Origin of the sequence: Luteibacter sp. 3190, assembly GCF_031456385.1 — a bacterium.
Lineage (GTDB): Bacteria > Pseudomonadota > Gammaproteobacteria > Xanthomonadales > Rhodanobacteraceae > Luteibacter.
Window position 1 is genome coordinate 1,207,496 of sequence record NZ_JAVDUO010000001.1, and the last position, 21,666, is coordinate 1,229,161.

22 protein-coding genes and 1 pseudogene are annotated in these 21,666 nt (G+C 68.4%); 7 read left to right on the plus strand and 16 right to left on the minus strand.

Going from position 1 to position 21,666, the window contains the following annotated elements:
* The first annotated feature begins 50 nt into the window (after positions 1-50).
* Positions 51-893 carry an SAM-dependent methyltransferase gene (locus J2X58_RS05475; RefSeq protein ID WP_310046880.1) on the plus strand — a complete coding sequence of 281 codons (843 nt, stop codon included), beginning with the start codon at positions 51-53 and terminating at the stop codon, positions 891-893.
* Here the strand turns inward: J2X58_RS05475 and J2X58_RS05480 are convergent.
* Both J2X58_RS05480 and J2X58_RS05485 read right to left on the minus strand, forming a co-directional pair.
* Positions 890-1,675, minus strand: coding sequence for a LytTR family DNA-binding domain-containing protein (locus tag J2X58_RS05480; protein WP_090178997.1), 786 nt, complete (start codon positions 1,673-1,675; stop codon positions 890-892). The genes J2X58_RS05475 and J2X58_RS05480 overlap by 4 nt on opposite strands.
* Complete coding sequence (locus tag J2X58_RS05485; protein WP_310046883.1) at positions 1,672-2,781, minus strand: histidine kinase; 1,110 nt, start codon at positions 2,779-2,781, stop codon at positions 1,672-1,674. Before J2X58_RS05485 ends, J2X58_RS05480 begins: the two co-directional genes overlap by 4 nt.
* 177 nt (positions 2,782-2,958) lie before the next feature.
* Between J2X58_RS05485 and J2X58_RS05490 the strand changes: the two genes are divergently transcribed.
* A complete protein-coding gene (locus tag J2X58_RS05490) occupies positions 2,959-3,297 on the plus strand; it encodes a hypothetical protein (protein WP_090053385.1) in 339 nt (112 codons plus the stop codon).
* An 80-nt stretch (positions 3,298-3,377) separates the two neighbouring features.
* Positions 3,378-4,442 (plus strand): thioredoxin-like domain-containing protein, encoded by a 1,065-nt coding sequence (locus tag J2X58_RS05495; protein WP_310046885.1) that lies wholly within the window; start codon positions 3,378-3,380, stop codon positions 4,440-4,442.
* On the opposite strand, the gene J2X58_RS05500 is transcribed toward J2X58_RS05495, so the two are convergent.
* On the minus strand, positions 4,439-5,986 hold the full coding sequence (locus J2X58_RS05500; protein WP_310046886.1) for an MDR family MFS transporter: 1,548 nt from the start codon (positions 5,984-5,986) through the stop codon (positions 4,439-4,441). The two genes, J2X58_RS05495 and J2X58_RS05500, sit on opposite strands and share 4 nt — an antisense overlap.
* Positions 5,987-6,095: 109 nt before the next feature.
* On the opposite strand from J2X58_RS05500, the gene J2X58_RS05505 reads away from it, so the two are divergent.
* Together J2X58_RS05505 and J2X58_RS05510 are read left to right on the plus strand one after the other, a co-directional pair.
* A complete protein-coding gene (locus J2X58_RS05505) occupies positions 6,096-6,785 on the plus strand; it encodes a TetR/AcrR family transcriptional regulator (RefSeq protein ID WP_310046888.1) in 690 nt (229 codons plus the stop codon).
* A 27-nt stretch (positions 6,786-6,812) separates the two neighbouring features.
* Positions 6,813-7,472 carry an HAD-IA family hydrolase gene (locus tag J2X58_RS05510; protein WP_310046889.1) on the plus strand — a complete coding sequence of 220 codons (660 nt, stop codon included), beginning with the start codon at positions 6,813-6,815 and terminating at the stop codon, positions 7,470-7,472.
* Positions 7,473-7,539: 67 nt separating this feature from the next.
* Here the strand turns inward: J2X58_RS05510 and J2X58_RS05515 are convergent, their stop codons facing one another.
* From J2X58_RS05515 to J2X58_RS05555, 9 genes are all read right to left on the minus strand, one after another.
* Entirely contained in the window at positions 7,540-8,910 is a 1,371-nt protein-coding gene (locus J2X58_RS05515) for a serine hydrolase (RefSeq protein ID WP_310046892.1), read from the minus strand.
* 123 nt (positions 8,911-9,033) lie between these two features.
* Positions 9,034-9,789, minus strand: a complete 756-nt coding sequence (locus J2X58_RS05520; RefSeq protein ID WP_310046893.1) for a LytTR family DNA-binding domain-containing protein — start codon at positions 9,787-9,789, stop codon at positions 9,034-9,036.
* Positions 9,786-10,808, minus strand: a complete 1,023-nt coding sequence (locus J2X58_RS05525) for a histidine kinase (protein WP_310046895.1) — start codon at positions 10,806-10,808, stop codon at positions 9,786-9,788. The genes J2X58_RS05520 and J2X58_RS05525 overlap by 4 nt, the downstream gene beginning before the upstream one ends.
* A 182-nt stretch (positions 10,809-10,990) precedes the next feature.
* Complete coding sequence (gene msrA / locus J2X58_RS05530; protein ID WP_310046896.1) at positions 10,991-11,500, minus strand: peptide-methionine (S)-S-oxide reductase MsrA; 510 nt, start codon at positions 11,498-11,500, stop codon at positions 10,991-10,993.
* Positions 11,497-11,955, minus strand: a complete 459-nt coding sequence (gene msrB, locus J2X58_RS05535; RefSeq protein WP_090053369.1) for a peptide-methionine (R)-S-oxide reductase MsrB — start codon at positions 11,953-11,955, stop codon at positions 11,497-11,499. The genes msrA and msrB overlap by 4 nt, the downstream gene beginning before the upstream one ends.
* A 107-nt stretch (positions 11,956-12,062) precedes the next feature.
* Positions 12,063-13,556, minus strand: coding sequence for a glucose-6-phosphate dehydrogenase (gene zwf, locus J2X58_RS05540; RefSeq protein ID WP_310046898.1), 1,494 nt, complete (start codon positions 13,554-13,556; stop codon positions 12,063-12,065).
* Between the two features lie 155 nt (positions 13,557-13,711).
* Positions 13,712-14,275 (minus strand): inosine/xanthosine triphosphatase, encoded by a 564-nt coding sequence (gene yjjX, locus J2X58_RS05545; RefSeq protein ID WP_310046900.1) that lies wholly within the window; start codon positions 14,273-14,275, stop codon positions 13,712-13,714.
* A 62-nt stretch (positions 14,276-14,337) separates the two neighbouring features.
* Positions 14,338-15,981 carry a phosphoglucomutase (alpha-D-glucose-1,6-bisphosphate-dependent) gene (gene pgm, locus J2X58_RS05550; RefSeq protein WP_090178960.1) on the minus strand — a complete coding sequence of 548 codons (1,644 nt, stop codon included), beginning with the start codon at positions 15,979-15,981 and terminating at the stop codon, positions 14,338-14,340.
* Between the two features lie 190 nt (positions 15,982-16,171).
* Complete coding sequence (locus J2X58_RS05555; protein ID WP_310046902.1) at positions 16,172-16,810, minus strand: response regulator transcription factor; 639 nt, start codon at positions 16,808-16,810, stop codon at positions 16,172-16,174.
* Positions 16,811-16,902: 92 nt separating this feature from the next.
* On the opposite strand from J2X58_RS05555, the gene J2X58_RS05560 reads away from it, so the two are divergent.
* Positions 16,903-17,739 (plus strand): hypothetical protein, encoded by an 837-nt coding sequence (locus tag J2X58_RS05560; RefSeq protein WP_310046905.1) that lies wholly within the window; start codon positions 16,903-16,905, stop codon positions 17,737-17,739.
* The gene (locus J2X58_RS05565) at positions 17,736-18,569 is read left to right on the plus strand and encodes an NAD-dependent protein deacetylase (RefSeq protein ID WP_310046906.1); all 834 of its coding nucleotides are present in this window, start codon (positions 17,736-17,738) and stop codon (positions 18,567-18,569) included. Before J2X58_RS05560 ends, J2X58_RS05565 begins: the two co-directional genes overlap by 4 nt.
* Here the strand turns inward: J2X58_RS05565 and tadA are convergent.
* The 4 genes and pseudogenes from tadA to J2X58_RS05585 form a co-directional block, all read right to left on the minus strand.
* Positions 18,566-18,997 carry a tRNA adenosine(34) deaminase TadA gene (tadA, locus tag J2X58_RS05570; RefSeq protein WP_090055695.1) on the minus strand — a complete coding sequence of 144 codons (432 nt, stop codon included), beginning with the start codon at positions 18,995-18,997 and terminating at the stop codon, positions 18,566-18,568. The two genes, J2X58_RS05565 and tadA, sit on opposite strands and share 4 nt — an antisense overlap.
* Before the next feature lie 127 nt (positions 18,998-19,124).
* On the minus strand, positions 19,125-19,676 hold the full coding sequence (locus J2X58_RS05575; RefSeq protein ID WP_310046907.1) for a DNA-3-methyladenine glycosylase I: 552 nt from the start codon (positions 19,674-19,676) through the stop codon (positions 19,125-19,127).
* 77 nt (positions 19,677-19,753) lie between these two features.
* Positions 19,754-20,215 carry a nuclear transport factor 2 family protein gene (locus tag J2X58_RS05580; protein ID WP_090053356.1) on the minus strand — a complete coding sequence of 154 codons (462 nt, stop codon included), beginning with the start codon at positions 20,213-20,215 and terminating at the stop codon, positions 19,754-19,756.
* Positions 20,216-20,526: 311 nt separating this feature from the next.
* A pseudogene (locus J2X58_RS05585) lies at positions 20,527-21,600 on the minus strand (NADH:flavin oxidoreductase/NADH oxidase); the annotation flags it as partial.
* Positions 21,601-21,666 lie beyond the last annotated feature (66 nt).

Consider the following 21,666-nt stretch of genomic DNA (forward strand, 5'->3'; position numbering starts at 1 on the left):
GGTACCATCGGTTCCTTTGCGCCGCTTCATGGCGGCGCGAGGATCCTGTCGTGACGCACTATGCCGGCCCCCTGCTCACCCGCGATGTCGCCGAAGCCATGGCGGCCGCGCGCGACGCCGGCGGCGTCACGTGGACCGGCTCCCTCGATCTGGGCAGGTCGACCGGCGAAGCATCGCTCGGACCGGACACATGGCGCTGGCGGAACGTCGATTACCCGTGGCCCGGCAAGCTGAAGGACCGCTCGATCTACGCCTGGGACGGCGACGGCTTCGACGTCGTGTCGTGCTTCTCCGGCTCGCTGATCAAGCTCGTCCCCACGACGTGGGGCGTGCCGACGTTCGAGATCGACGGCATCAAGATGCTGCCGACGTCGAAGGAATCCCCCCTGGACGACGCGCGCCGGAAGGTGGCGCTGGTGGAGCCGCGCGGCAAGCGCGTGCTCGACACCTGCGGAGGCCTCGGCTACTTCGCCGCGTGTTGCCTCGACGCCGGCGTCGCCCACATCCAGTCGTTCGAGAAGAACGCGGACGTGCTCTGGCTGCGCACGCTGAACCCTTGGTCGCCCGATCCGGATTCAGCGGAAGCCGCTGGCCGGCTGCGTCTCGAGCACGCCGACGTCGCGGAGGCGATCGCTGGCCTCGCCGACGCGTCGTTCGATGCGCTGCTGCACGATCCGCCCCGCTTCGGCATCGCGGGCGAGCTTTACTCGCAGGCGTTCTACGGCGAACTGGCGCGGGTGCTGCGCAAGGGTGGTCGCCTGTTCCATTACACCGGCAGCCCGAACAAGCTCACCAGCGGACGCGACGTGCCCAGCGAGGTCGCGCGCCGACTGGAGAAGGCGGGTTTCCGCGCGGAGCTCGCGCTCGACGGGGTGTTCGCGACCCGTCGCTAGTCGCCTTCCTTCACACCCTTCGTCGACACCAGCCGCAGGAAGGCCTCCTGCTGGTAGCGGCTCATGCGAAGCTTCTGCCCGGTATCCATCGTCACCACGTGGTGGCCGTTGAACCAGGGATGGATCGAGCGGACGCGGCGCACGTTGATGATCGCGGAGCGGTGCACGCGCGCGAACTGCTTCGGATCCAACCGCCCGGCGAGCGAGGCCATGGTTTCGCGCAGCTCGTGCACGCGGTCGGCGAGATGCAGCTCGACGACGTTGCGGTTCGCCTTGATCCAGACGATGTCGCCCACGTCCACGAACGTCACCTGCTCGTCCACCCGCACGGGCACACGCTCGAGGTAATCGTCCCGGCGACGCAACGCTTCCAGCACCTGCGCGATGGCGGCCCCGCCCGCATCCGTCGCGACGCGCGTGCCGAGGCGCGCCTTCGCGCGACGCAGGGTTTCCGCGAAGCGCTCGCGGCCGAACGGCTTCACGAGGTAGTCCACCGCGTTCGCCTCGAACGCCCGCACGGCGTACTGCTCGAAGGCGGTCACGAACACCGTGGCCGGCATGCGCGAAGCGCCGATGGTACCGACGACGTCGATACCGGTGATCGCCGGCATCTGGATGTCGAGGAAGACGAGATCCGGCGACTGGTCGCGGATCGCCTTCACGGCGGACAGGCCGTCGCCGCATTCGCCGAGGATCGCGATGTCGGGGTCCTGCTCCAGCAGGCGAATCACGGCCTTGCGCGCGATCGGTTCGTCGTCGACGACCAGGGTGGCGATCTTCATGCGCCGACGAACTCCGGATCGTCGTCGACCTCGGCGGCCTCGCGGAACGGGAGTCGTAACCGGCATACGACACCTTCCGGCCAGACCATGTCGAGCCTGACCTCGGCCGCGTCGCCGTAGAGCTCCCGCAGTCGCAGCGCGGTGTTGCTCAAGCCGATGCCGTGGCCGGATGGCGCCTTCCGGTCGCCAAGGACGCTGTTCCGGTTGCGCACCTCGATGAGCACGCTGTCGCCCTCACGGCGGCTTTCGATCTCGATGTGGTCGGCACCGACTCGCTCGCCGATGCCGTGGCGGATGGCGTTCTCGACGATCGGCTGGAGGATCAGGCTGGGCACGGCGCACTCGATCGTGTCGGGATCGAGATAGATGCGCGTCGTCAGGCGATCCTTGAAGCGCACACGCTGGATGCCGAGATACAGGTCCAGCAAAACGAGCTCCTTGCGCAGCGAGATTTCCTGGCCGTCGTAGTCCTCGAGGAAGGCGCGCAGGAGCTCGCTCAGCCGCAGCAGCATGTCCTCGGCGGTCAGGGCGTCGTCTTTGAGCAACGTGGCGATCGCGTGCAGGGTGTTGAACAGGAAGTGTGGTTGCAGCTGCGATTTCAGCGCGCGGAGGCGTGACTGGGCGAGCTCGGTGGCGAGACGCCCTGCCTCGATCTCGCGCTGGACCTTCTCCGCATGCAGCGCCATCGCCTGACGGATGGCGAACAGCGCCCAGTAGGTCAGCAGACCGGTCGCGAAGTGCTGACCGATGAACTGCCGCAGCTGCTCGCCGAAGCCGCTCGGTTCGAACACGGTGGATACCAGAGCTCCGATCGCCATCGCGAGCAGGGTGACGCCCACGCTTACCGGCAGCTGCATGCCGAGCCCGCGCAGACGCACCTCGCCGCGGATCGGGTATTTCTCGGCGAGACGGAACACGAGCGGTGCCAGCCCGGCCCAGGTGTACCACTCGATCAGCGACCAGCGCAGGTAATCGATGGCATCGAACTCCGGGCCGCCGAGCTGGGCGTGGAGGTGGCGCTGGATCGCGAACACCAACGCGACCGCCGTCCACAGACCAAGGTACCGTCCGAGACCGATCTCCGCCGTGCCGAGCCGAACCTTCATTCACCGCGCCTTTTCGCGTGAGCCATGGGTCGCATGCTTGGACGGCTGCGTTCTGCCGTCAAGCAAAACCTCGGCGCGCTACGACTCGTCCCGCTCGCCCGACGATTCGTCCCGGATCGCTTCCCGCGCGCTGGGCGCGGCGCTTCGATGGTGTCGCCATCCCAAGGAGCGACATCCATGCACGCCACCCGTCTCGTCCTCATCGCCCTCGCCGCCACCCTGCCCCTCGTCAGCCACGCGGCCGACCGGACGGCTCTGCCGTCGAAGCTGTTCACCGTGGTCAACGCGTCGTTCGCCAGCATCGCCTCGCTCGAGGTGGCGGATGCCGGATCGGGGGCGTGGGTCGACGTTCCCTTGGGCGAACCGCTGCAAGGCGGCCTGGCGACGGCCACGCTGCGTCTGCCGGAGGGCGGTTGCCTCCGCCGCTTTCGTGTCACGTTCCGCGACGGCCGCTCCTCGACCGTCGAACGCGTCGACACCTGCCGGTTCCATCGGCTGCGCCTGGATGCCTTGTAAGAGCGTGGGTCGTGCAAGCGTTTCGCGGCGCGACGTAGTTAGATGGAGGACTCCCATCAGCCTCACGACCCACCGCCGCCATGATCCGGACCCTGCTCATCGCTTCCCTCGTACTGGCTTTCGGCGCGTCGAACCTCAGCGCCCAGAACGCACCCTCGCCCGCCGTCCGCGGCGCCCTGCCCGTCGAGGGCCGTCTTCCGTCGCTCGATGGCGCCACGGCGTGGATCGGCAGCGCCGCGCTGACACCGGCCTCGCTCCGCGGCAAGGTCGTGCTGGTCGATTTCTGGACGTATTCCTGCATCAACTCGCTGCGCCAGGTGCCGTTCCTCCGCGCGTGGGCGAAGCATTACGGCGAGCACGGCCTCGTCGTCCTCGGCGTGCATTCACCGGAGTTCGCGTTCGAGAGGAACATCGACAACGTGCGCCAGGCGGTCAGGGACATCGCGCCGGGCTATGCGGTCGCGGTCGACAGCGACCATCGCGTCTGGAGCGCCTTCGACAACGAGTACTGGCCGGCGCTCTACGTCGTCGACGCCGAGGGACGCATCCGCCACCACGTGTTCGGCGAGGGCGAGTACGCACAGACCGAGGCGATCATCCGCCAGCTGCTGGCGGAGGCCGGACAGACCGGCCTTCCTCCGCCACTGACGAGCGTACCCACGGCGGGCGTGGAGGTTCAGGCCGACTGGCAGGATCTTCGGACGCCGGAAACGTACGTCGGGTACGCGCGCGCGGAGCGTTTCGAATCCACGGAGGACGTCGCGCGCGACCGCCGCCGCGCGTATGCGGCGCCCGGAAAGCTCGACGACGATCACTGGGCGTTCGCGGGCGACTGGACCGTCGGCAAGGAATCGGCGCGTGCGGAGGCGGCGTCCTCGCGCATCGTCTTCGCCTTCCACGCGCGCGACGTCCACCTCGTGATGGGGCCCTCGACGCCGGGAACGCCGGTGCGCTTCCGCGTCCTCATCGACGGCAAGCCACCGGGCGCCAACCACGGCGTGGATGTCGACGCCGAGGGCCGTGGCATCGTCACGACGCCGCGCATGTACCAGCTGGTACGCCAGCAGGGCGAGATCGGCGACCGCATCGTCGAGATCGTCTTCGACGGCCCGGGCGTGCAGGCTTACGCCTTCACGTTCGGCTAGGCGCGGGCCGCCTGGCGTAGCGGTATGTCGCGAAGTCCCCACGCGATCGCGAAGCCGATCGCCATGACGACGGCGGCGACGTGATAGACCGTGTGCAGGGACGCGCCGAACGCATGCAGATAGCGTTCGTGTACCGCGGCCGGCATGGCGCGCACGGCTTCGGGCGAAAAGGCGCGCGGCGAGGTCGCGCCATCGCGGAAAAGATCCTGCATGCGCGAGCGCAAGCCGTTGGTGAAGATCGCACCGAAGGCAGAGACGCCGATGGAACCGCCGATCGAGCGGAACAGCGTCACGCCCGAGGTGGCGACGCCCATGTGCCGCGCCTCGACGCTGTTCTGCGTGGCAAGGATCAGCACCTGCAGCACCATGCCGAGACCGAGCCCCAGAAAACCCGCATACAGGTAGATCAACGCGATCGGATCCCCGTCGCCGACGGTACCGAGCAGGAGCAGCGCCGCCGTGGCGATGGCGCAGCCGGCGATCGGGAACACGCGATAACGGCCGATGCGGCTGATCAGGCGCCCCGAGACGATGGAGCTGGTCAGCACGCCACCCATCAGCGGCAGCAGCTGCAGGCCGGCACCCGTGGGCGAGACGCCCTTGACCACCTGCAGGTACAGCGGCAGGAACGTCGTGGCGCCGAACAGCGCGGCACCGACGAAGAGGCCGACCAGACAGCTGAGAAGGAACGTGCGGTGACGGAAGAGATGCAACGGGATGATCGGTTCCGCCGCCACGCTTTCCTCGTAGACGAATCCCACCATGCCGATGAGCGCGACGGCGAGATAGCACCAGAGCTCGGCCGAATCCCATGGCAGCGTCGAGCCGCCCTCCGTGGTGAACAGGATCAGGCAGCTCAGCGCGAGCGTGAGCCAGCCCGCGCCCCAGTAGTCGATGGTGTGTTTCACATGGCGGGCGTGTGGATGGAACACCGCGGCGATGACCGCGATGCACAACGCGCCGAGCGGCAGGTTCACGTAGAAGATCCAGCGCCACGAGAGGTGGTCGACCATGAAGCCGCCCAGCAGCGGACCGATCACGGTCGCCAGCCCGTACACGCCGCCGAACAGGCCCTGGTATTTTCCGCGCTCCGCCGGCGGGATGACGTCGCCGACCGCCGCCATGGTGATGACGAGCAGGCCCCCGCCACCGAGACCCTGCAGGGCGCGCGTGACGATCAGCTGCGTCATGTCCTGTGCGAGTCCGCACAGCACCGATCCGGCGAGGAAGATGACGATGGCGACCTGCAGCACGATCTTGCGACCGAACAGGTCGCCGAACTTGCCATACAGCGGCACGACCACGGTGGAGCTGAGCAGGTACGACGTGACCACCCACGAGAGGCGGTCGAAGCCGCCGAGGTCGCCCACGATCGTCGGCAGCGCCGTCGAGACGATCGTCTGATCGAGGGCCGCCAGAAGCATCACCATCATCAGCGCGGTGAACAGCAGCCGCAGCGACGGTGGCCGCGGCCGCTCGTCGGGCGTCGCGGTGTCGACATGGGGCCGTGGGGCGGCGGGTTTGCGCGCGAGATCGGTGGTCACGCCAATGGACCTGTAATTAATTAATGGCTGAGTTAATATATGGGCCGCTGGCGTCGGCGTCAATCGTCCGACAATGCCTCCCCGGCCGCGCCGATCGAAGGAACCCCGCATGACGACGACCAGAGCCCGACGAGGACGCCCCCCGGGTCGCCCGCCCAGCCAGCCCGATGGGCCGGATCAGCGCGAACGCCTGATCGGCATCGCGCTGGAACTCTATGCGCGCAACGGCTACGCGGAGACCACCCTCGCCGCGATCGCCCGCGCGGCCGGCATGACACCTGCGGCGGTGCACTATTACTTCCGGACCCGGGAGCAGCTTTTCGCCACGATCGTCGACGAGCGCATCGCGCCCATGCGCGCGCGGGTCGACGCGATCTTCTCGGAGCATGCCGACGACCCGGTCGCGGCCTTCACGCGACTGGCCGAACGGTTCGTGCAGGTCGCGGTCGAGGAGCCCTGGATGGGCCCCGTGCTCATCAGCGAACTGCTCCGGGAGGACGACCTCTTCAAGCAGCACCTGCGCGCGCGTACCGATCCACAGCGCCTGTCCGCCCTGCTGTCGGCCATCCGCCGCTGGCAGGACGAAGGCCGGATCAATCCGGACCTCGATCCCGCCTTGCTGATGACCACGATCTCCGCCCTCACCTTCCTGCCGATGGCCGGCCTGCGCAAATGGGCCGACGATCCACTGCGCAGGCACGTCGACGCGCAGGTGATCGCGCGGCACGCGGTGGCGTTGCTCGAACACGGCCTGGCGCCGCCCGCCCCGCGTGTGCCCGTGGCGGCGTCGAAGGCTTAGAATGCCTGTTTTGCCGGAGCGTCCGCCTTGGCCTTCCCGTATTCCCTCGTCATCTTCGATCTCGACGGCACGCTCGTCGACAGCGTCAGGGACATCGCCGAATCGGTGAACCGCACCCTTCGCGACTGGAAACTGCCGACCTACGACGACGCGCAGATCGAGCAATGGATCGGCGAAGGCTCGCGCAAGCTCATCACCTATGCGTTCCGCCACGCCGGCAGCGACGCGGACATCGACGCGGTGATGCCGGGCTTCCTCGTGCATTACGGCGAGACGGCGCTCGATGCCGTGGCGTACGACGGCGTGGTCGACACGCTCGCGACGCTGCACGCGCAAGGCGTGAAGCTCGCGGTCTGCACGAACAAGAACGAGGAATTCGTCCGGCCGTTGCTGGAAGCGCGCGGCATGCTGCCGTACATCGACGGCATCGTGGGCGGCAACACGTTGCCCGAGCGCAAGCCCAGCGGCGTGCCGCTGCGTCATCTCGCGGATGAGGCGGGCGTGGCGATCGCCGATACCCTGATGGTCGGCGACTCGGAAAGCGACATGCTCGCCGCGCGCGACGCCGGCATCGACCTCGTGTTCGTGAGCTACGGCTATCACAAGGGACTCGACATCCATCGCGCCGGCGCGGTCGCGGTGATCGATCGGTTCGCCGACCTGACCGGCGTCACGCGAAAAGGTTGAGGCTCGCCGTTCGCGCGCGAGCGCGCTCCCACCCGACGGCAGGCGGGCTCGGGCGCGAATGCCTTCTTCATTCCGCGATGGCCGCGGCGATCAGGGCGATGTCGTCGCGGATGCCGTACTCGGGCGGCGCGGAGTAGCCGAAGCGGACGATCACCAGCCGTTGCGAGGGCACGATGTAGATCCGTTGGCCCATCGTGCCGCTGGCGAAGAAGCCGTCCTTCGGAAAGCCCGCCGAAACGCGCAGGGCCGCCAGTTCGCTCGGTCCGTCGTTCGTCCAGAAGCCGGCGCCGTACGGCGCACCCAGCGTCGAGGTGCGCGACCACGCGACCCAGCCTTCCGGCAGGATCCGCCCGCCGTCCGGCGCGACGCCGTCGTCGAGGTAGAGCATGCCGAACCGCGCGTAGTCGCGCGCGCTGGCGTACACATACGTCGAGCCCACGAACGTGCTCTGCCCGTCGAACTCCATGGTCACGTCGCCCATCCCGAGCCGGTCGAACAGTTCCCGTCGCGCGAAGGCCCGCATCCCCGCGGCGCCTCCGCCGACCTTCCCGCCGATCATCCGGTCGAGCAGCAGGGTATCCGCCGAGGTGTATTCGAACGTCCTCCCCGGCGGTTCCTTCGACGGCATGCGGGCCGCGAATCCCGCCATGTCGGCGTTGAGGAATTCCATCCGGGCGACGGGGCTGAACGCGGATTCCGCCTCTTCGGCCGCCAGCCCGCTGCGCATGCGCAATAGATCCTCGGCCGTGATCGTCGCTCGCGGGTCGCCGGGACCGCGCCACTCGGGCGCGTCGAGCGGACGCGTCATGTCGACCGCCCCGTCGCGCGCGAGGATGCCGAGGAACGCGTTGGTGAATGACTTCGCGACGGAGAAGCTCAGTAGCGGCGTGTGTTCGTCGACGCCTTGCGCGTAGCGTTCCGCGACGATGCGCCCGTCCTTCACGATCACGACGGCCTTGACGCGTTTCACCGGTTTGTCCGGATGCTCGTCGAACACGGCGTCCAGCGCGGCGGCCAGCGCCGGCCGCGACGCGGGGACGATGCCAGCCTGGGACAGGGCGTCGTTCGCCGCGCGGTGGGTTGTCGGATCGGCGGTCAGCGCCGTGTTCCCCGGTAGATCGAGCCGGCACCCGAACCCCGGCGTGAAGCTCGCGCGGGCGAGGACGGTCAACGGGCCGGAGACCTCGACGGCACGCGTCGCGCGCGACACGTGCGGTGTCAGCAGCGCGGCGGCCACCGGGCCGATCATGGGCACGACCAGTTCGTCGACCGTCCGCCGCGGCTCCTGCCCGGCGACGAAGGTCATCGAGCAGACGTGGTGCGCGGCGACGCCGGCGGCGACCCGCAGCGCGTCATGCGCGGGAGGGATGGCGACGCCGATGGCGAGGGCGAGCGCTCCGGCGACACAGGTAACGATGAGGGTGCGTTTGCGAGGCATGGGCCAACTCCGCCGTGGGTAGGGACGGAGCATGCGGCGCCCGCCGGGGGTTCCGAGGTGCGGCTGGGACGAAGGCCGCAACGGCCGGGACGAACGACACACATGAGCTCAGCTGTGGGAAGTCTAGACGCCCAGACCTTCCGGCACGTTCGCCAGGTACCGCTTCGTCCAGGTCACCCGGGCACCATCGACCAGGAGGAGCCTGCGTTCCCCGTCGGGCCAGGGCTGGATCTGCCGGATGGCGTCCAGGCGGACGATCGTCGAGCGGTTCACGCGGACGAAGTGCGCGGGATGCAGGCGACCGAGCATCGCGTCGAGCGTGCCGCGCAGGCGATAGCTCTGACCGTCCACATGCACGTCGAGGTAGTTGCGGTCCGCCTCGATGCGATCGATCCGCTCGACGCGCACCAGCTCCGCGCCCTCGCCGGCGGGCAGCAGCACGCGTTCGAGGTAATGGGCAGGCGGCGGCGCGCCGTCGATCAGGCCCTCGACCCGCCCGGCGATGCCCAGCGCGGGCGACACGGTCGCGCGCAGCCGTTGCACGGCCCGCGCGAACCGTTCCGGTCCGACAGGTTTGAGCAGGTAGTCGAAAGCGTGCACTTCGAACGCGCGCACCGCCTGGTCGTCCTGCGCCGTGACGAACACGATCTCGGCGGGCAGCGGATCGCCCAGCGCCTGCAGGAGTCCGAAGCCGTCCATGCCCGGCATGCTGATGTCGAGGAACACGACATCGGGGCGCTCCTTGTGGATCAGCGCGACGGCCGACGGCCCATCGACCGCCTCGCCCACCCAGCGCACGCCATCGCACTCGGCGAGGTAGCGACGCAGCTTCGCCCGCGCGGGCGCCTCGTCGTCGACGACCACCGCGCGCAACGTCATGCCGCCTCCCAACGACGCGCGGGCAGCCAGACCGTGACCACGCTCCCGCCCTCGGCGGCTGGCTCCAGCTGCACGCCGGCGTCGTCGCCGTAGAGATGACGCAGCCGAGCTCCGACGTTGCCGAGACCGATGCCGTGACCGCCGCGCCGGTTCGTGTCGCCGCCGGAATCGCGCACACGCACGGTGAGCCGTCCCGACTGGCGCGACGCGTCGATCCGCACGCGTCGTTCGTCGCCGCTGCCGCCGTGCTCGATGGCGTTTTCCACCAGAGGCTGCAGCAGGAGGAAAGGAATACGGAGTTCGTCGAGCGACGGATCATTGTCGAGCGACACGTCGAGGCCTTCGCCGAAGCGCACGCGCTGGATGTCCGTGTACAGCGACACCAGCCGCCACTCGTCGGAAAGACTGTGCTCCTGCCCGCTTGCGGACAGCGTGGCGCGGAGCAGCGCGCCGATGCGCGAGAGCATTTCGTCGGCGACGCGGGGGCGCTCGTACATCAGCTCGGAAACGGCGTTGAGCGTGTTGAAGAGGAAGTGCGGGTTCAGCTGCAGCCGCAGCGCCTCGAGGCGCGCCTCCGACAATGCCGACTCCAGCTGCGCGGCGCGAAGCTCGCGCGCCCTGCCCTCGCGGTAGCGCTCGAAGAGCCAGAAGCCGGTGACGATGACGACGTAGAAGAACAGCTGCGTCGGCACTTCCATCAGGTAGCGCCAGACACCGAAGCCGTATGCGTATTCCGGGAGCCGCGCAGCAGCGAACACCAGCTGCCGCAGGAGGATCATCGCGCTCGTCTGCAGGATCGACAGACCGGCGAAGATCGCCAGTTGCGTGAGCCACGTCCAGCGCACCCGGCGCAGGATCAGGAAGAGGACGGGGAGGAAGGCGCCGAAGCTGAGCGAGCCCGTGAGCTCCTCGAGCAACTTCGGCAGGTATGGCGATACGTGGTGGTTGGCCACGTCCACGAGGTAACGGTTGGTCGCGCGGAGCACGGCGATGGCGACCAGCAACGCCAGCCAGAGCATGAGCCCCCGGCGATGCCAGAAAGACCCACGCGCGTCCGCAGCATTCGCGCTATCCATGTCGATTCGAACCCCCGACTGCCATGGCGGGCTCGGGCGCCCGCCTCATCCGTGCGTCGATGGCCCGACCGGCCGGAACGCACGTCCCCTGCCGGCCCTTATACCAGAGCCGGCAGGGGAAGCGATCAGGCGGCCCGCTTCGGCAGGACCCAGTCCGGGCGGATGAAGTGGCAGGTGTAACCGTTCGGGTACTTCTCCAGGTAATCCTGGTGCTCCGGCTCGGCTTCCCAGAACGGTCCCACCGGCTCGACCTCGGTCACGACCTTGCCCGGCCAGAGGCCCGAGGCGTTGACGTCCGCGATCGTGTCCTCGGCCGTGGCCTTCTGGGCCTCGTCCGTGTAGTAGATCGCCGAGCGGTAGCTGAGGCCCAGGTCGTTGCCCTGCCGGTTCAGCGTGGTCGGATCATGGATCTGGAAGAAGAACTCCAGCACCTTGCGATAGCTGAGCTTCGCCGGGTCGAACGTGATCTCGATCGCCTCGGCGTGCGTGCCGTGGTTGCGGTAGGTCGCGTTGGGCACGTCGCCGCCCGTGTAACCCACGCGGGTGGTGATCACGCCGGGCTGCTTGCGGATCAGGTCCTGCATGCCCCAGAAACAACCGCCGGCGAGGACGGCGCGTTCGGTATTGCCATTCATGCGGCACCTCCCTTGTTGGCGAACAGGCTGGCGTACTGGCCATAGCCTTCTTTTTCGAGGTCGGCGACGGGGACGAAGCGCAGGGACGCCGAATTGATGCAGTAGCGCAGGCCGCCGCGATCGCGCGGGCCGTCCGGGAACACGTGGCCCAGATGGCTGTCGGCGTGCGTCGAGCGCACCTCGGTGCGGATCATGCCGTGCGTGGTGTCGCGGTGCTCGACCACGTGCGAGTCTTCCAGCGGCGTGGTGAAGCTCGGCCAGCCGCAACCGCTGTCGAACTTGTCGAGCGACGAGAACAACGGCTCGCCCGACACGACGTCCACGTAGATGCCCTCGGCATGGCTGTCGTGGAATTCGTTGTGGAACGGGCGCTCGGTGCCACTCTGCTGCGTGACGCGGAACTGCTCCGGGGTCAGCCGCGCGAGTGCTTCAGGCGTCTTGCGATACTCGGTCATGGAGGCCTCCAGGGGGGAAAGGAGAGAAGCCGGCTGGGGGTGCGACACCCCTCATGCCGGCACTCTCCACATAATGTGGCCTGCCGTCTTGTATGCAATGGGAGGCCTCAGGCCGCGATGTCTTCCACCCAGCTGTGACCGGCCTGGCGGAGCAGTTCGCGCGCCGATTCGGGGCCCCAGGTGCCTGCCTCGTACGTATCCGGGCCCGCCGTGTCCTCGCGCCACCCTTCCAGGATCGGCGTGACCCACTGCCAGGCGGCCTCGGTCTCGTCCTTGCGGACGAACAGCGCCGGGCTGCCCTTCACCGCGTCGAGCATCAGGCCCTCGTACGAATCGCGGAAGACGACGCGCCGCGGCTCGCCGAGACGCGAGAGCGCATCGACTTCCTCGAGGCCGAAGCTGTTGCCCGGATGCTTGACGAACAGCGGGAGGGTCACGCTTTCGTTCGGCTGCACGCGGATCACGAGACGGCTGCCCGGACGCGCTTCGCCGAAGAGACCGGGCTCGCCGGCACGGAACTGGATCACCACTTCCGTCAGCTTCTCGGGCATGCGCTTGCCCGAGCGCAGGTAGAACGGCACGCCCTGCCAGCGCGGGGTGTCGATTTCCGCCTTCAGCGCCACGAAGGTCTCGGTGTTGCTCGGCGTCTCGCCGGGCAGTTCCTCACGATACGCGGGCACCGGCTTGCCGCCGGTGGTGCCCTGCACGTACTGGCCGCGCGACACGTTGGCGCGCAGGTTCGCACGGTCGAGCGGCTTGAGCGATTTCAGCACGCGCACCTTTTCGTCGCGCAGCGCGTCGGCGTCGAGCGAAGCCGGGCGCTCCATGGCGACCACGGTCAACACCTGCAGCAGATGGTTCTGGATCATGTCGCGCAGCGCGCCCGACCCGTCGTAGTAACCGCCGCGACCTTCCAGCCCGACCGTCTCCGCCGCGGTGATCTGCACGTACTCGATGGAGTCGCGGTCCCACATGCGTTCCAGCATCGGGTTGGCGAAGCGCAGCGCGATGATGTTCTGCACCGCTTCCTTGCCGAGGTAGTGATCGATGCGGAAGATGCTGTTTTCCGGGAAATGGCGACCGACGCCTTCGTTGACCTTGCGGGCCGTGTCGAGATCGGTGCCGATCGGCTTCTCGAGCACGATGCGCGAGGTATCGGTGCGCAGGCCTTTCTCGTCGACGTTACGCGCGATGTCGCCGTACAGATCGGGCGCCGTGGCGAGGTAGAAGACGCGAACCCGGTCCGCGGCCGGCGCGCCCGAGGCGAGCAGGGATTTCAGCGCGTCCCAGTTGCCCGTCGATTCCGCGCCGTTGAGGCTCACGTAGTGGACGAGGCCGAGAAAACGGTCGACCGTCGCGTCGTCGAGCTCATCGGCGCGCACGTGTTCGCCGAGCGCCTTGCGCGCGCGTTCGCGATAGCTGGCGTCGTCGAGCGGCGAACGGGCGGTGCCCACGATCCGCGAGTCTTCCGGCACCTGCCCCTCCGCGAAACGGCGGTAGAGCGCCGGGAGAAGCTTGCGCATGGTCAGGTCGCCCGTGGCGCCGAAGATCACGTAGTCGAAGGAGTCGACCGGTTCGAGGGAATGGGAGATGGCGTTCATGGGGGAGTCCGGCAGGGATGGAAGGACGGCGCGCCGTCGTACCCGATCCTCAATGGAGCGCCCCCTCGCCGATTCAAGTGTTGCAGTGCGGAAAAAACGTTAACCGGCACGCACAACTGTTGTGCGGCAGGCGCATCGTTTCCGCTCGCTGCGCATCAGGTCGCCGAGGGATCCAGCCCGTACAGCTCCGGATGGAGGAACGGCGCCATCGCCAGCACCATCGCCTGCGTGTAGGCGCTCTCGCGGGTGGCATGGCCGTTGGTGACCAGGCCGATCGCGCCGCCCTGCTGCTTGATGTTGACCGTACCGAACAGGCGGTCCATCACGTCACCCAGTTCCTCGCCATCGAGCAGCGCCTCGTACACCGCCGGGGGCAACGGCAGCCATGCGCTGCAACCGACCGAGACATCGCTGCCGTGGGCGATCGCGACGTATCCGAACGTGCCCGGGCCATCCTGCGTCACGTCGACTCCGCCTTCGAGCGCGACGTGGAAATCCGCCTCGGCGTGCTGCCGGCAGAAGTTCATGCGGTTGAGCGCGCCTTCGCGCGTCTCGGCGGCGGTCATCGGCTGGTCGGGCACGCCCGACGGCGCATGCATGCCCTCGCATTGCACCAGGCGGCCGGGAAACAGCGGCGCCAGTGCGTTGTGCACGGCACCGATCTTGACGGGATTGCGCGAGCCGACGATGACGCGGATCGGCGAGGTGTCGTGCGACATCGGCGGAGAACCTGGCGGCGATCGCGGGATGGTACCAGCCCGCGACCGCCGAGCGCGCGCGATCAGTCCGCGAGGGCGCGGTCGACCATGGCCTGGGCTTCGGCGAGCACGTCGCGCAGGTGCGCTTCACCGCGGAAGCTTTCGCCGTAGACCTTGTAGATGTCCTCGGTGCCCGACGGGCGCGCGGCGAACCAGCCCTGCTCCGAGATCACCTTGATGCCGCCGATGCCCTGCCCGCCCGCCTGGTTGGTCACCTCGACGATCGGATCGCCGGCCAGCGTCTTCGACGTGACCTGCGACGGCTGCAGTTTCGACAGCTTCGCCTTCTGGGCGTGGTTGGCCGGCGCGTCGATGCGAGCGTTCGCGGGCTCGCCCAGCTTCGCGGTGATGGCCGCATAGAGCTTCCCCGGATCGGAGCCGGTGCGCGCGGTCATCTCGCCGGCGAGCAACGCGGCGACGATGCCATCCTTGTCCGTCGACCATGGCGAGGCGTCCTTCGCGAGGAACGATGCGCCGGCGCTCTCCTCGCAGCCGAAACCGAGGCTGCCGTCGAACAGGCCCGAGACGAAATACTTGAAGCCGACCGGCACTTCGCGGAGCGGACGGCCAAGGTCCTTCGCGACGCGGTCGAGCAGCGCGGTGCTGACGGCCGTCTTGCCCACGGCCGCGTCGGCCCGCCAGCCGGGACGGTTCTGGAACAGGTACCACGCCGCGGTCGCGAGGTAATGGTTCGCTGGCATCAGGCCCGCGCCAGGCGCCACCACACCGTGTCGGTCGTGGTCGGTATCGCACGCGAACGCCACGTCGTAATCGTCCTTGAGGCCGATCAGGCGGCGCATCGCGTACGACGAGGACGGATCCATCCGCACCTTGCCATCCCAGTCGAGCGACATGAACGAGAACGTCGGGTCGACGACTTCGCTCACCACGGTGAGGTTCAGGCCGTAGAGCTCGCCGATCGCCGCCCAGTAATGCACACCGGCACCGCCCAGCGGATCGACGCCCATGCGGACGCCACTGGCACGGATGACCTCCAGATCCAGCACGTTGCCCAGATCGCCGACGTAGCGCTGCAGGAAATCGTAGTCGCGGGTCGTCGACGCCTTGCGCGCCTGCGCGTACGGCAGCCGCTTCACCTCACGCAGACCGCCTTCGATGAGGGCGTTCGCGCGCTTCGCGATCCAGCCCGTGGCGTCGGTGTCGGCCGGCCCGCCATTGGGCGGGTTGTACTTGATGCCGCCGCTGTCGGGCGGATTGTGCGAAGGCGTGATGACGATGCCATCGGCGAGGCCGCGCTCGCGACCGCGGTTATGGACGAGGATCGCATGGGATAGCGCGGGCGTCGGAGTGAATTCGCCGCCCGTCGAGACCAGGGTCTGCACACCGTTGCCGGCGAGCACTTCCAGCGTGCTCTCGAACGCCGGACCCGACAGGGCATGCGTGTCGATGCCGACGAAGACCGGACCGTCGATGCCCTGCTCCGCGCGGTACTCGCAGATGGCCTGGACCACGGCGAGCACGTGCCATTCGTTGAACGAGCGGTCGAAGGAGGAACCGCGATGGCCCGAGGTACCGAAGGCCACCCGCTGTTCCGGCACTGACGGATCGGGTTTCAGGTCCGCATACGCCGCGACGAGGGCGGCGACGTCGACCAGCTTGCCTTCCGTCGCCGGCTTGCCCGCGAGCGGGCTGATGTTGGCACTCACCGATGGTTACTCCTCGTGCTCTTGTTCGGGCTTCACGCCGGGCGCGGCATTGTAGGCCGGGCGACCGGCCACGGTTGTCAAGCGCGCGTGCACGGCGCGCCCGGCCCCCAAGCATACGACGCGTTTTCCGATTTCTTCCATGTCCGCGGGCGCCCCGCATGGTTATCGTGACCCAGGTCGAGGAAACGGACTACAGACGCAGGCGATCGATGTACTCGAAGATCTCGGCCTCGGTCTCCAGCCCCAGCTTGCGCATGGCGTTCTTCTTCTGCTGACTGACGGTGGACAGACCGCGGCCCGTCGCCCGGGCGATGTCCGTCACACTGTTCCCGGCGGCGAACAGCCGCAGGATCTTGAGCTCGCGCGGCGACAGGTCCGCCAGCGTGCCCGACTTTCCGATCGGTTCGCGCTGCGGCGCGCCGATCACTTCGCGTACGGAGGCACCCAGGTAGACATGGTTCGAAACGATCTGCACCAGCGCTTCGGGGATTTCCCGCGCGTCGCCCGATTTTCCGATCAGCCCGAGCACGCCCGTGCCCATGATCTCCCGGTACAGCGCCGGGTTGGCGAGCGTCGTGATGACCATGACGGGGAGGTCCGGATAGAGGCGGCGCAACTCGCGCAAGAGCGCCAGTCCGTCGTGCCCGAGCCCCGGCATGCTGAAATCCGTGATGACGGCGTCGCACGGCGTGCATTCGAGCATCGCCAGCAGTTCCTCGGGCGACTGCGCCTCGCCGACCACCGTCGCCAGCGCGTTCCTCGCGAGTGCCAGGCCGAGTCCCTTCAATACCACCGGGTGATCGTCCGCCAGCATGACGCGGTAGACCATGCGATTCATCCTTATCTTGCCTGTCCAGTCCGCGGCGGGCGGGTCTGGGGCACCGTCGACGGGGGCCTGAGTTGAGCACATCGCGACTTCCGATGCCACTACGCCGGCGCATCGTCCGCATACGCTCCGCCGTGCGTGCGATCGGCTTCCGCACGCGCTTAGGCGCGAGTGCCAGCCTGCCCGAACTCCTCGCGCGGCTCGGGCGGCATTACGCGGCGGAAGCGCGTGCCCGCGGCATCCGGCTGGAGCTCGAGGTCGACCCTGCGCTGGCTCCCGATCTCGAAGGCGATTTCGGTCCGCTCGGCAACGCCCTGCGCCTGCTGCTCGATCGTGCGCTGGAGCGGCGAACGTGGCGCGTCGCGCTGCATGTCGACGTGGTCGGAGACGGCAGCGGATCGCAGATCCTGCACTTCACCGTGGCGGACGAGCAGACCTCGCCGGTGCCGGACGACCGTCGCCTGCGCGAGGCGTCGGCGCAGGTCGCGGCGCTCGGCGGTGTCGTGCACACGGAGACCGGCGACGACATCGGCCACCGGGCGATCGTCGAACTCGGCTTCGACCTGCCCCGCCCGTCCCCGTGCATCGACGTGGAGGCCCTGCGCACGACCCTCGGCGGCGACGCCGCGCTGCGCGAGGTGATCGTCGCGCTCGACCATGCGCTCACGCGCGATCTCGCCGACCTTGACGCCCTGCTTTCGCGCCCCGGCGCGGACGAACTCCAGGCCTGGCTGCACCGGGTCTCCGGGGCGTTGGGCATGGCGGAAGCCAGCGACCTCGCGCGCACCGGTTTGACCCTGGAACGCGACCTCGAACGCGGACGCCAGCCGAACCTGGACCGGGCCATCCGCCGCTTCGCCGGAGACGCGGCCGAGGTGCTCTCGATGCTCCGCGAACACGCCGGACCGATCGGCTATAGTCCCGGACCGTGACCACGCTCTCCGCCACTGCCGACACCGTCGATACCGCGCTGCGCGATTTCATCGACGCCCATCCGCGGCTTTTCGTGCTGACGGGCGCCGGCATCAGCACCGATTCCGGCATCCCCGACTACCGCGACGACCAGGGCGCCTGGAAGCGCAGTCCGCCCATGACCCTGCAGATGTTCATGAGCGGCCCGCCGGCACGCGCGCGTTACTGGGCGCGCGGCATGATCGGATGGCGCCATTTCGCCGCCGTGCAGCCGAACGTCGCGCACCGCGCGCTCGCCGCGATGGAGCGCGCGGGACGGATCGAACTCCTGCTGACGCAGAACGTCGACGGACTGCACGAGCGCGCGGGGAGCATCAACGTGGTGGACCTGCACGGCCGCCTCGACCGCGTCCGCTGCATGCAATGCGGCGACATCACGACGCGCGAAACCATGCAGCACCGGCTCGGCGAGGCGAACCCGGACTGGCTGGCGATGCAGGCGACCATCGCGCCCGACGGCGACGCGGATCTCGACGGCGTCGACTTCTCCGGCTTCCACATTCCGCCCTGCACCGTCTGCGGCGGCATCCTGAAGCCCGACGTCGTCTTCTTCGGCGAGAACGTGCCGCGCGCACGGGTCGATACCGCCTGGGCGCACCTTGCCCGCGCAAGCGCCATGCTGGTCGTCGGGTCGTCGCTGATGGTGTATTCGGGCTACCGCTTCGTGCTCGAAGCATCGCGCCGTGGCCTGCCCATCGCCTCCGTCAACCTCGGGGTCACCCGGGCCGACGCGCTGATCACGCTCAAGGTCGAGCGTTCCTGCGCCGACGCGCTCGCGCCCTGGGCCTAGCGCCGCGCGCGGAAGAACGCGCGCAGCATGTCGCCGGCCGCCTCGGCCTGGAGGCCGCCCGCCACCGCCACGCGATGGTTGTGGCGCGGGGACACCAGCGTGTCGAACACGCTGCCGGCAGCGCCCGTCTTGGGATCGGTGGCACCGAAGACCACCCGCGCGACGCGCGCGTGCACCATCGCCATCGCGCACATCGCGCAGGGCTCGAGGGTCACGTACAGCGTCGCGCCGGGGAAACGGTAGTTGGACAGCGCCTGCCCCGCGGCGCGCAGTGCCTGGATCTCCGCGTGTGCCGTGGGATCGTTCAGCGTGATGTTGCGGTTCCAGCCCTCGCCCACCATCGCGCCATCGAGCACCAGCACCGCGCCCACCGGCACCTCGCCCTCCGCATCGCGCGCATGGGCCGCGAGTTCGAGCGCGCGCGCCATCCACGCGCGGTCGGCGTCGTCGAACACGGGGGCGGCGGAGAGGAGCGGGCTGTCGGGCGGGAGCAAGGCGGCGTTCCGGGAAGGCAAGCGCGAATTCTACGGCACTGCGGCACCGTCGATGGGCGCGCTAGCGCCGGAAGCACCCGAGGGCGTGGTCGTCGACGATCCCTACCGCCTGCATCCAGGCGTACGTGATCGTGGGACCCACGAACTTGAAGCCGCGCTTCTTGAGGTCTTTCGAAATCGTCACCGATAGCGGCGTCTGTGCGGGAACGCTGCGCCCGTCGCCGCGGATGACCTTGCCGTCCGTGAACGACCAGCAATACGCGTCGAAGTCTTCGCCGCGCTCTCGCATGGCTTCGTAGATGCGAGCCCCGTTGATGGTGGCCTCGATCTTCGCGCGCGAGCGGATGATGCCGGCGTTGTCGAGCAGCCGGGCGATGTCCTTCTCGCCGAAACGCGCGACCCGGGCGGGATCGAATCCCTTGAACGCCTCCCGGAAGTTCTCGCGTTTGCGCAGGATGGTGATCCACGAGAGCCCGGCCTGGAAGCCTTCGAGCATCAGCTGTTCCCAGAGCATGCGCGAATCGTGCAGCGGCACGCCCCACTCGTCGTCGTGGTACGCCGTGTACAGCGGGTCGCTACCGGCCCAGGCGCAGCGCTTCGGTTCCTTGCTCATGATCGTCGTGTCCAACCGTCGGTCGGGCATGATCACGCGTGATCGACCGCCGCGCCATCCCTTTCTTGCGAAGGGAGTCAGAGGCCGAGATCGGAGAGACCCGGATGATCGTCGGGACGACGACCCTGCGGCCAGTGGAACTTGCGCTCGCTTTCCTTGATGGGAAGGTCGTTGATGCACGCATAGCGGTGGTGCATCTCGCCCTTCTCGTCGAATTCCCAGTTCTCGTTGCCGTACGACCGGAACCAGTTGCCGCTGTCGTCGTGCCATTCATAGGCGAAACGGACGGCGATGCGATCGCCGGTAAACGCCCAGAGCTCCTTGATCAGGCGGTATTCGTGCTCCTTCTGCCACTTGCGGGTCAGGAAGGCGACGATCTCCTCGCGCCCGGTCGCGAACTCGGCGCGATTGCGCCATTGGCTGTCCGGGCTGTACGCCAGCGACACCTTCTCCGGATTCCGGCTGTTCCAGCCGTCCTCGGCGAGGCGAACCTTCTGCACGGCGGTTTCGTGAGTGAAAGGCGGGAACGGTGCGGCCATGGCCGGAACTCCAGTGACGGGAGTCCGATGGTAGCGACACGCCTCCGGGGAGGCTTGCACAATTCCGTAATGCGGCGACGCATCGGCGCGCGGTCATGGTGTAGGAGCGCGCCCTGCGCGCGACAGCTCTTCGCCTCCACCTTTGGCGCTGGCGCGCCAGCTCCAGAGGTGGAGGCCTCGAACGATGTCACGCAAGGCACGCTCCTGCCTACATCGTCGACAGCTCAGCGATACGCGCCGTCGTCATCGCGCACCCAGGTCGGCGTCGGGCCGACCGGACCGTCCACGCCGAACAGGTGACGGTGCTTCGACGGCTGCGAGCGCAGGTACTGTTTCGGTGCGCGCAGGGTGGCGCCCAGCTCGGCCGCGGCATGCCACGGCCAGCGCGGGTCGTAGAGCACGGTGCGGGCAAGGGCGATCAGATCCGCGTCGCCGGTCGCGACGATCGCTTCGGCCTGCTCGGGACTCGTGATGAGGCCGACCGCCACCACCGGTACGGACACCGCCTGCTTCACCGCGCGCGCGAACGGCACCTGATAGCTCGGGCCCACGGGAATCTTCTGCGCCGGATGGAGGCCGCCGGTCGACACGTGGATGGCGTCGACGCCACGCGCCTCGAGCGCTTTGGAGAACGCGAGGGTCTGCTCGAGGTCCCAGCCGCCCTCGACCCAGTCGGTCGCCGAGACGCGGACCGTCACCGCCCGGTCGGCCGGGAAGGCTGCGCGCACGGCATCGAACACTTCGAGCGGGAAGCGCATGCGGTTCTCGAGCGAGCCGCCGTATTCATCCGTGCGCTGGTTCGACAGCGGCGAGAGGAACTGGTGCAGCAGGTAACCGTGCGCGGCATGGATCTGCACGAAATCGAGGCCGATGCGCGCGGCGCGCTTCGCGGCGGCTGCGAAGGCGTCACGAATGCGCACCATGCCGTCGCGATCGAGCGCGACCGGAGCGTGCGTGCCGGGCTCGAACGGAATCGCGGACGGCGCGACGGTCTGCCAGCCATGCGCGTCGTCCGGCGCGATCTGATGACCCCCGGCCCACGGCACTTCGGTCGAGGCCTTGCGACCGGCGTGACCGAGCTGGATGCCGACGATGGCGTCCGACCAGCGGCGCACGCTTTCCAGCGTGACACGCATCGCCTCTTCGGTGGCGTCGTCGTAGAGGCCGACGTCGCCCCACGTGATGCGGCCTTCCGGCAGCACGGCGCTGGCTTCGATGGTCAGCAACGCGGCGCCGGACATGGCGAGCTGGCCGAGGTGGATATGGTGCCAGTCGGTCATGCGGCCGTCCTCGGCCGAGTACTGGCACATGGGCGCGATCACGATGCGGTTGGCGAGTTCGAGATTGCGGACGCGAAGCGGTTTGAACAGCGCGGGATGCGCCATGGGAGACTCCTGGAGGATGAGTGCGAGGGAGCTTGGGGACACCGTCACAGGTTCGCCCATGACGGT

Excerpts from the sequence above, each read along its gene's own strand:
- J2X58_RS05480 (WP_090178997.1), bottom strand. The coding sequence starts at position 1,675 with ATGAAGATCGCCACCCTGGTCGTCGACGACGAACCGATCGCGCGCAAG.
- J2X58_RS05485 (WP_310046883.1), bottom strand. The coding sequence starts at position 2,781 with ATGAAGGTTCGGCTCGGCACGGCGGAGATCGGTCTCGGACGGTACCTT.
- J2X58_RS05490 (WP_090053385.1), top strand. The coding sequence starts at position 2,959 with ATGCACGCCACCCGTCTCGTCCTCATCGCCCTCGCCGCCACCCTGCCC.
- J2X58_RS05495 (WP_310046885.1), top strand. The coding sequence starts at position 3,378 with ATGATCCGGACCCTGCTCATCGCTTCCCTCGTACTGGCTTTCGGCGCG.
- J2X58_RS05505 (WP_310046888.1), top strand. The coding sequence starts at position 6,096 with ATGACGACGACCAGAGCCCGACGAGGACGCCCCCCGGGTCGCCCGCCC.
- J2X58_RS05515 (WP_310046892.1), bottom strand. The coding sequence starts at position 8,910 with ATGCCTCGCAAACGCACCCTCATCGTTACCTGTGTCGCCGGAGCGCTC.
- J2X58_RS05520 (WP_310046893.1), bottom strand. The coding sequence starts at position 9,789 with ATGACGTTGCGCGCGGTGGTCGTCGACGACGAGGCGCCCGCGCGGGCG.
- J2X58_RS05525 (WP_310046895.1), bottom strand. The coding sequence starts at position 10,808 with ATGCTCTGGCTGGCGTTGCTGGTCGCCATCGCCGTGCTCCGCGCGACC.
- msrA (WP_310046896.1), bottom strand. The coding sequence starts at position 11,500 with ATGAATGGCAATACCGAACGCGCCGTCCTCGCCGGCGGTTGTTTCTGG.
- msrB (WP_090053369.1), bottom strand. The coding sequence starts at position 11,955 with ATGACCGAGTATCGCAAGACGCCTGAAGCACTCGCGCGGCTGACCCCG.
- zwf (WP_310046898.1), bottom strand. The coding sequence starts at position 13,556 with ATGAACGCCATCTCCCATTCCCTCGAACCGGTCGACTCCTTCGACTAC.
- yjjX (WP_310046900.1), bottom strand. The coding sequence starts at position 14,275 with ATGTCGCACGACACCTCGCCGATCCGCGTCATCGTCGGCTCGCGCAAT.
- J2X58_RS05555 (WP_310046902.1), bottom strand. The coding sequence starts at position 16,810 with ATGGTCTACCGCGTCATGCTGGCGGACGATCACCCGGTGGTATTGAAG.
- J2X58_RS05560 (WP_310046905.1), top strand. The coding sequence starts at position 16,903 with ATGCCACTACGCCGGCGCATCGTCCGCATACGCTCCGCCGTGCGTGCG.
- tadA (WP_090055695.1), bottom strand. The coding sequence starts at position 18,997 with ATGGCGCGCGCGCTCGAACTCGCGGCCCATGCGCGCGATGCGGAGGGC.
- J2X58_RS05575 (WP_310046907.1), bottom strand. The coding sequence starts at position 19,676 with ATGAGCAAGGAACCGAAGCGCTGCGCCTGGGCCGGTAGCGACCCGCTG.
- J2X58_RS05580 (WP_090053356.1), bottom strand. The coding sequence starts at position 20,215 with ATGGCCGCACCGTTCCCGCCTTTCACTCACGAAACCGCCGTGCAGAAG.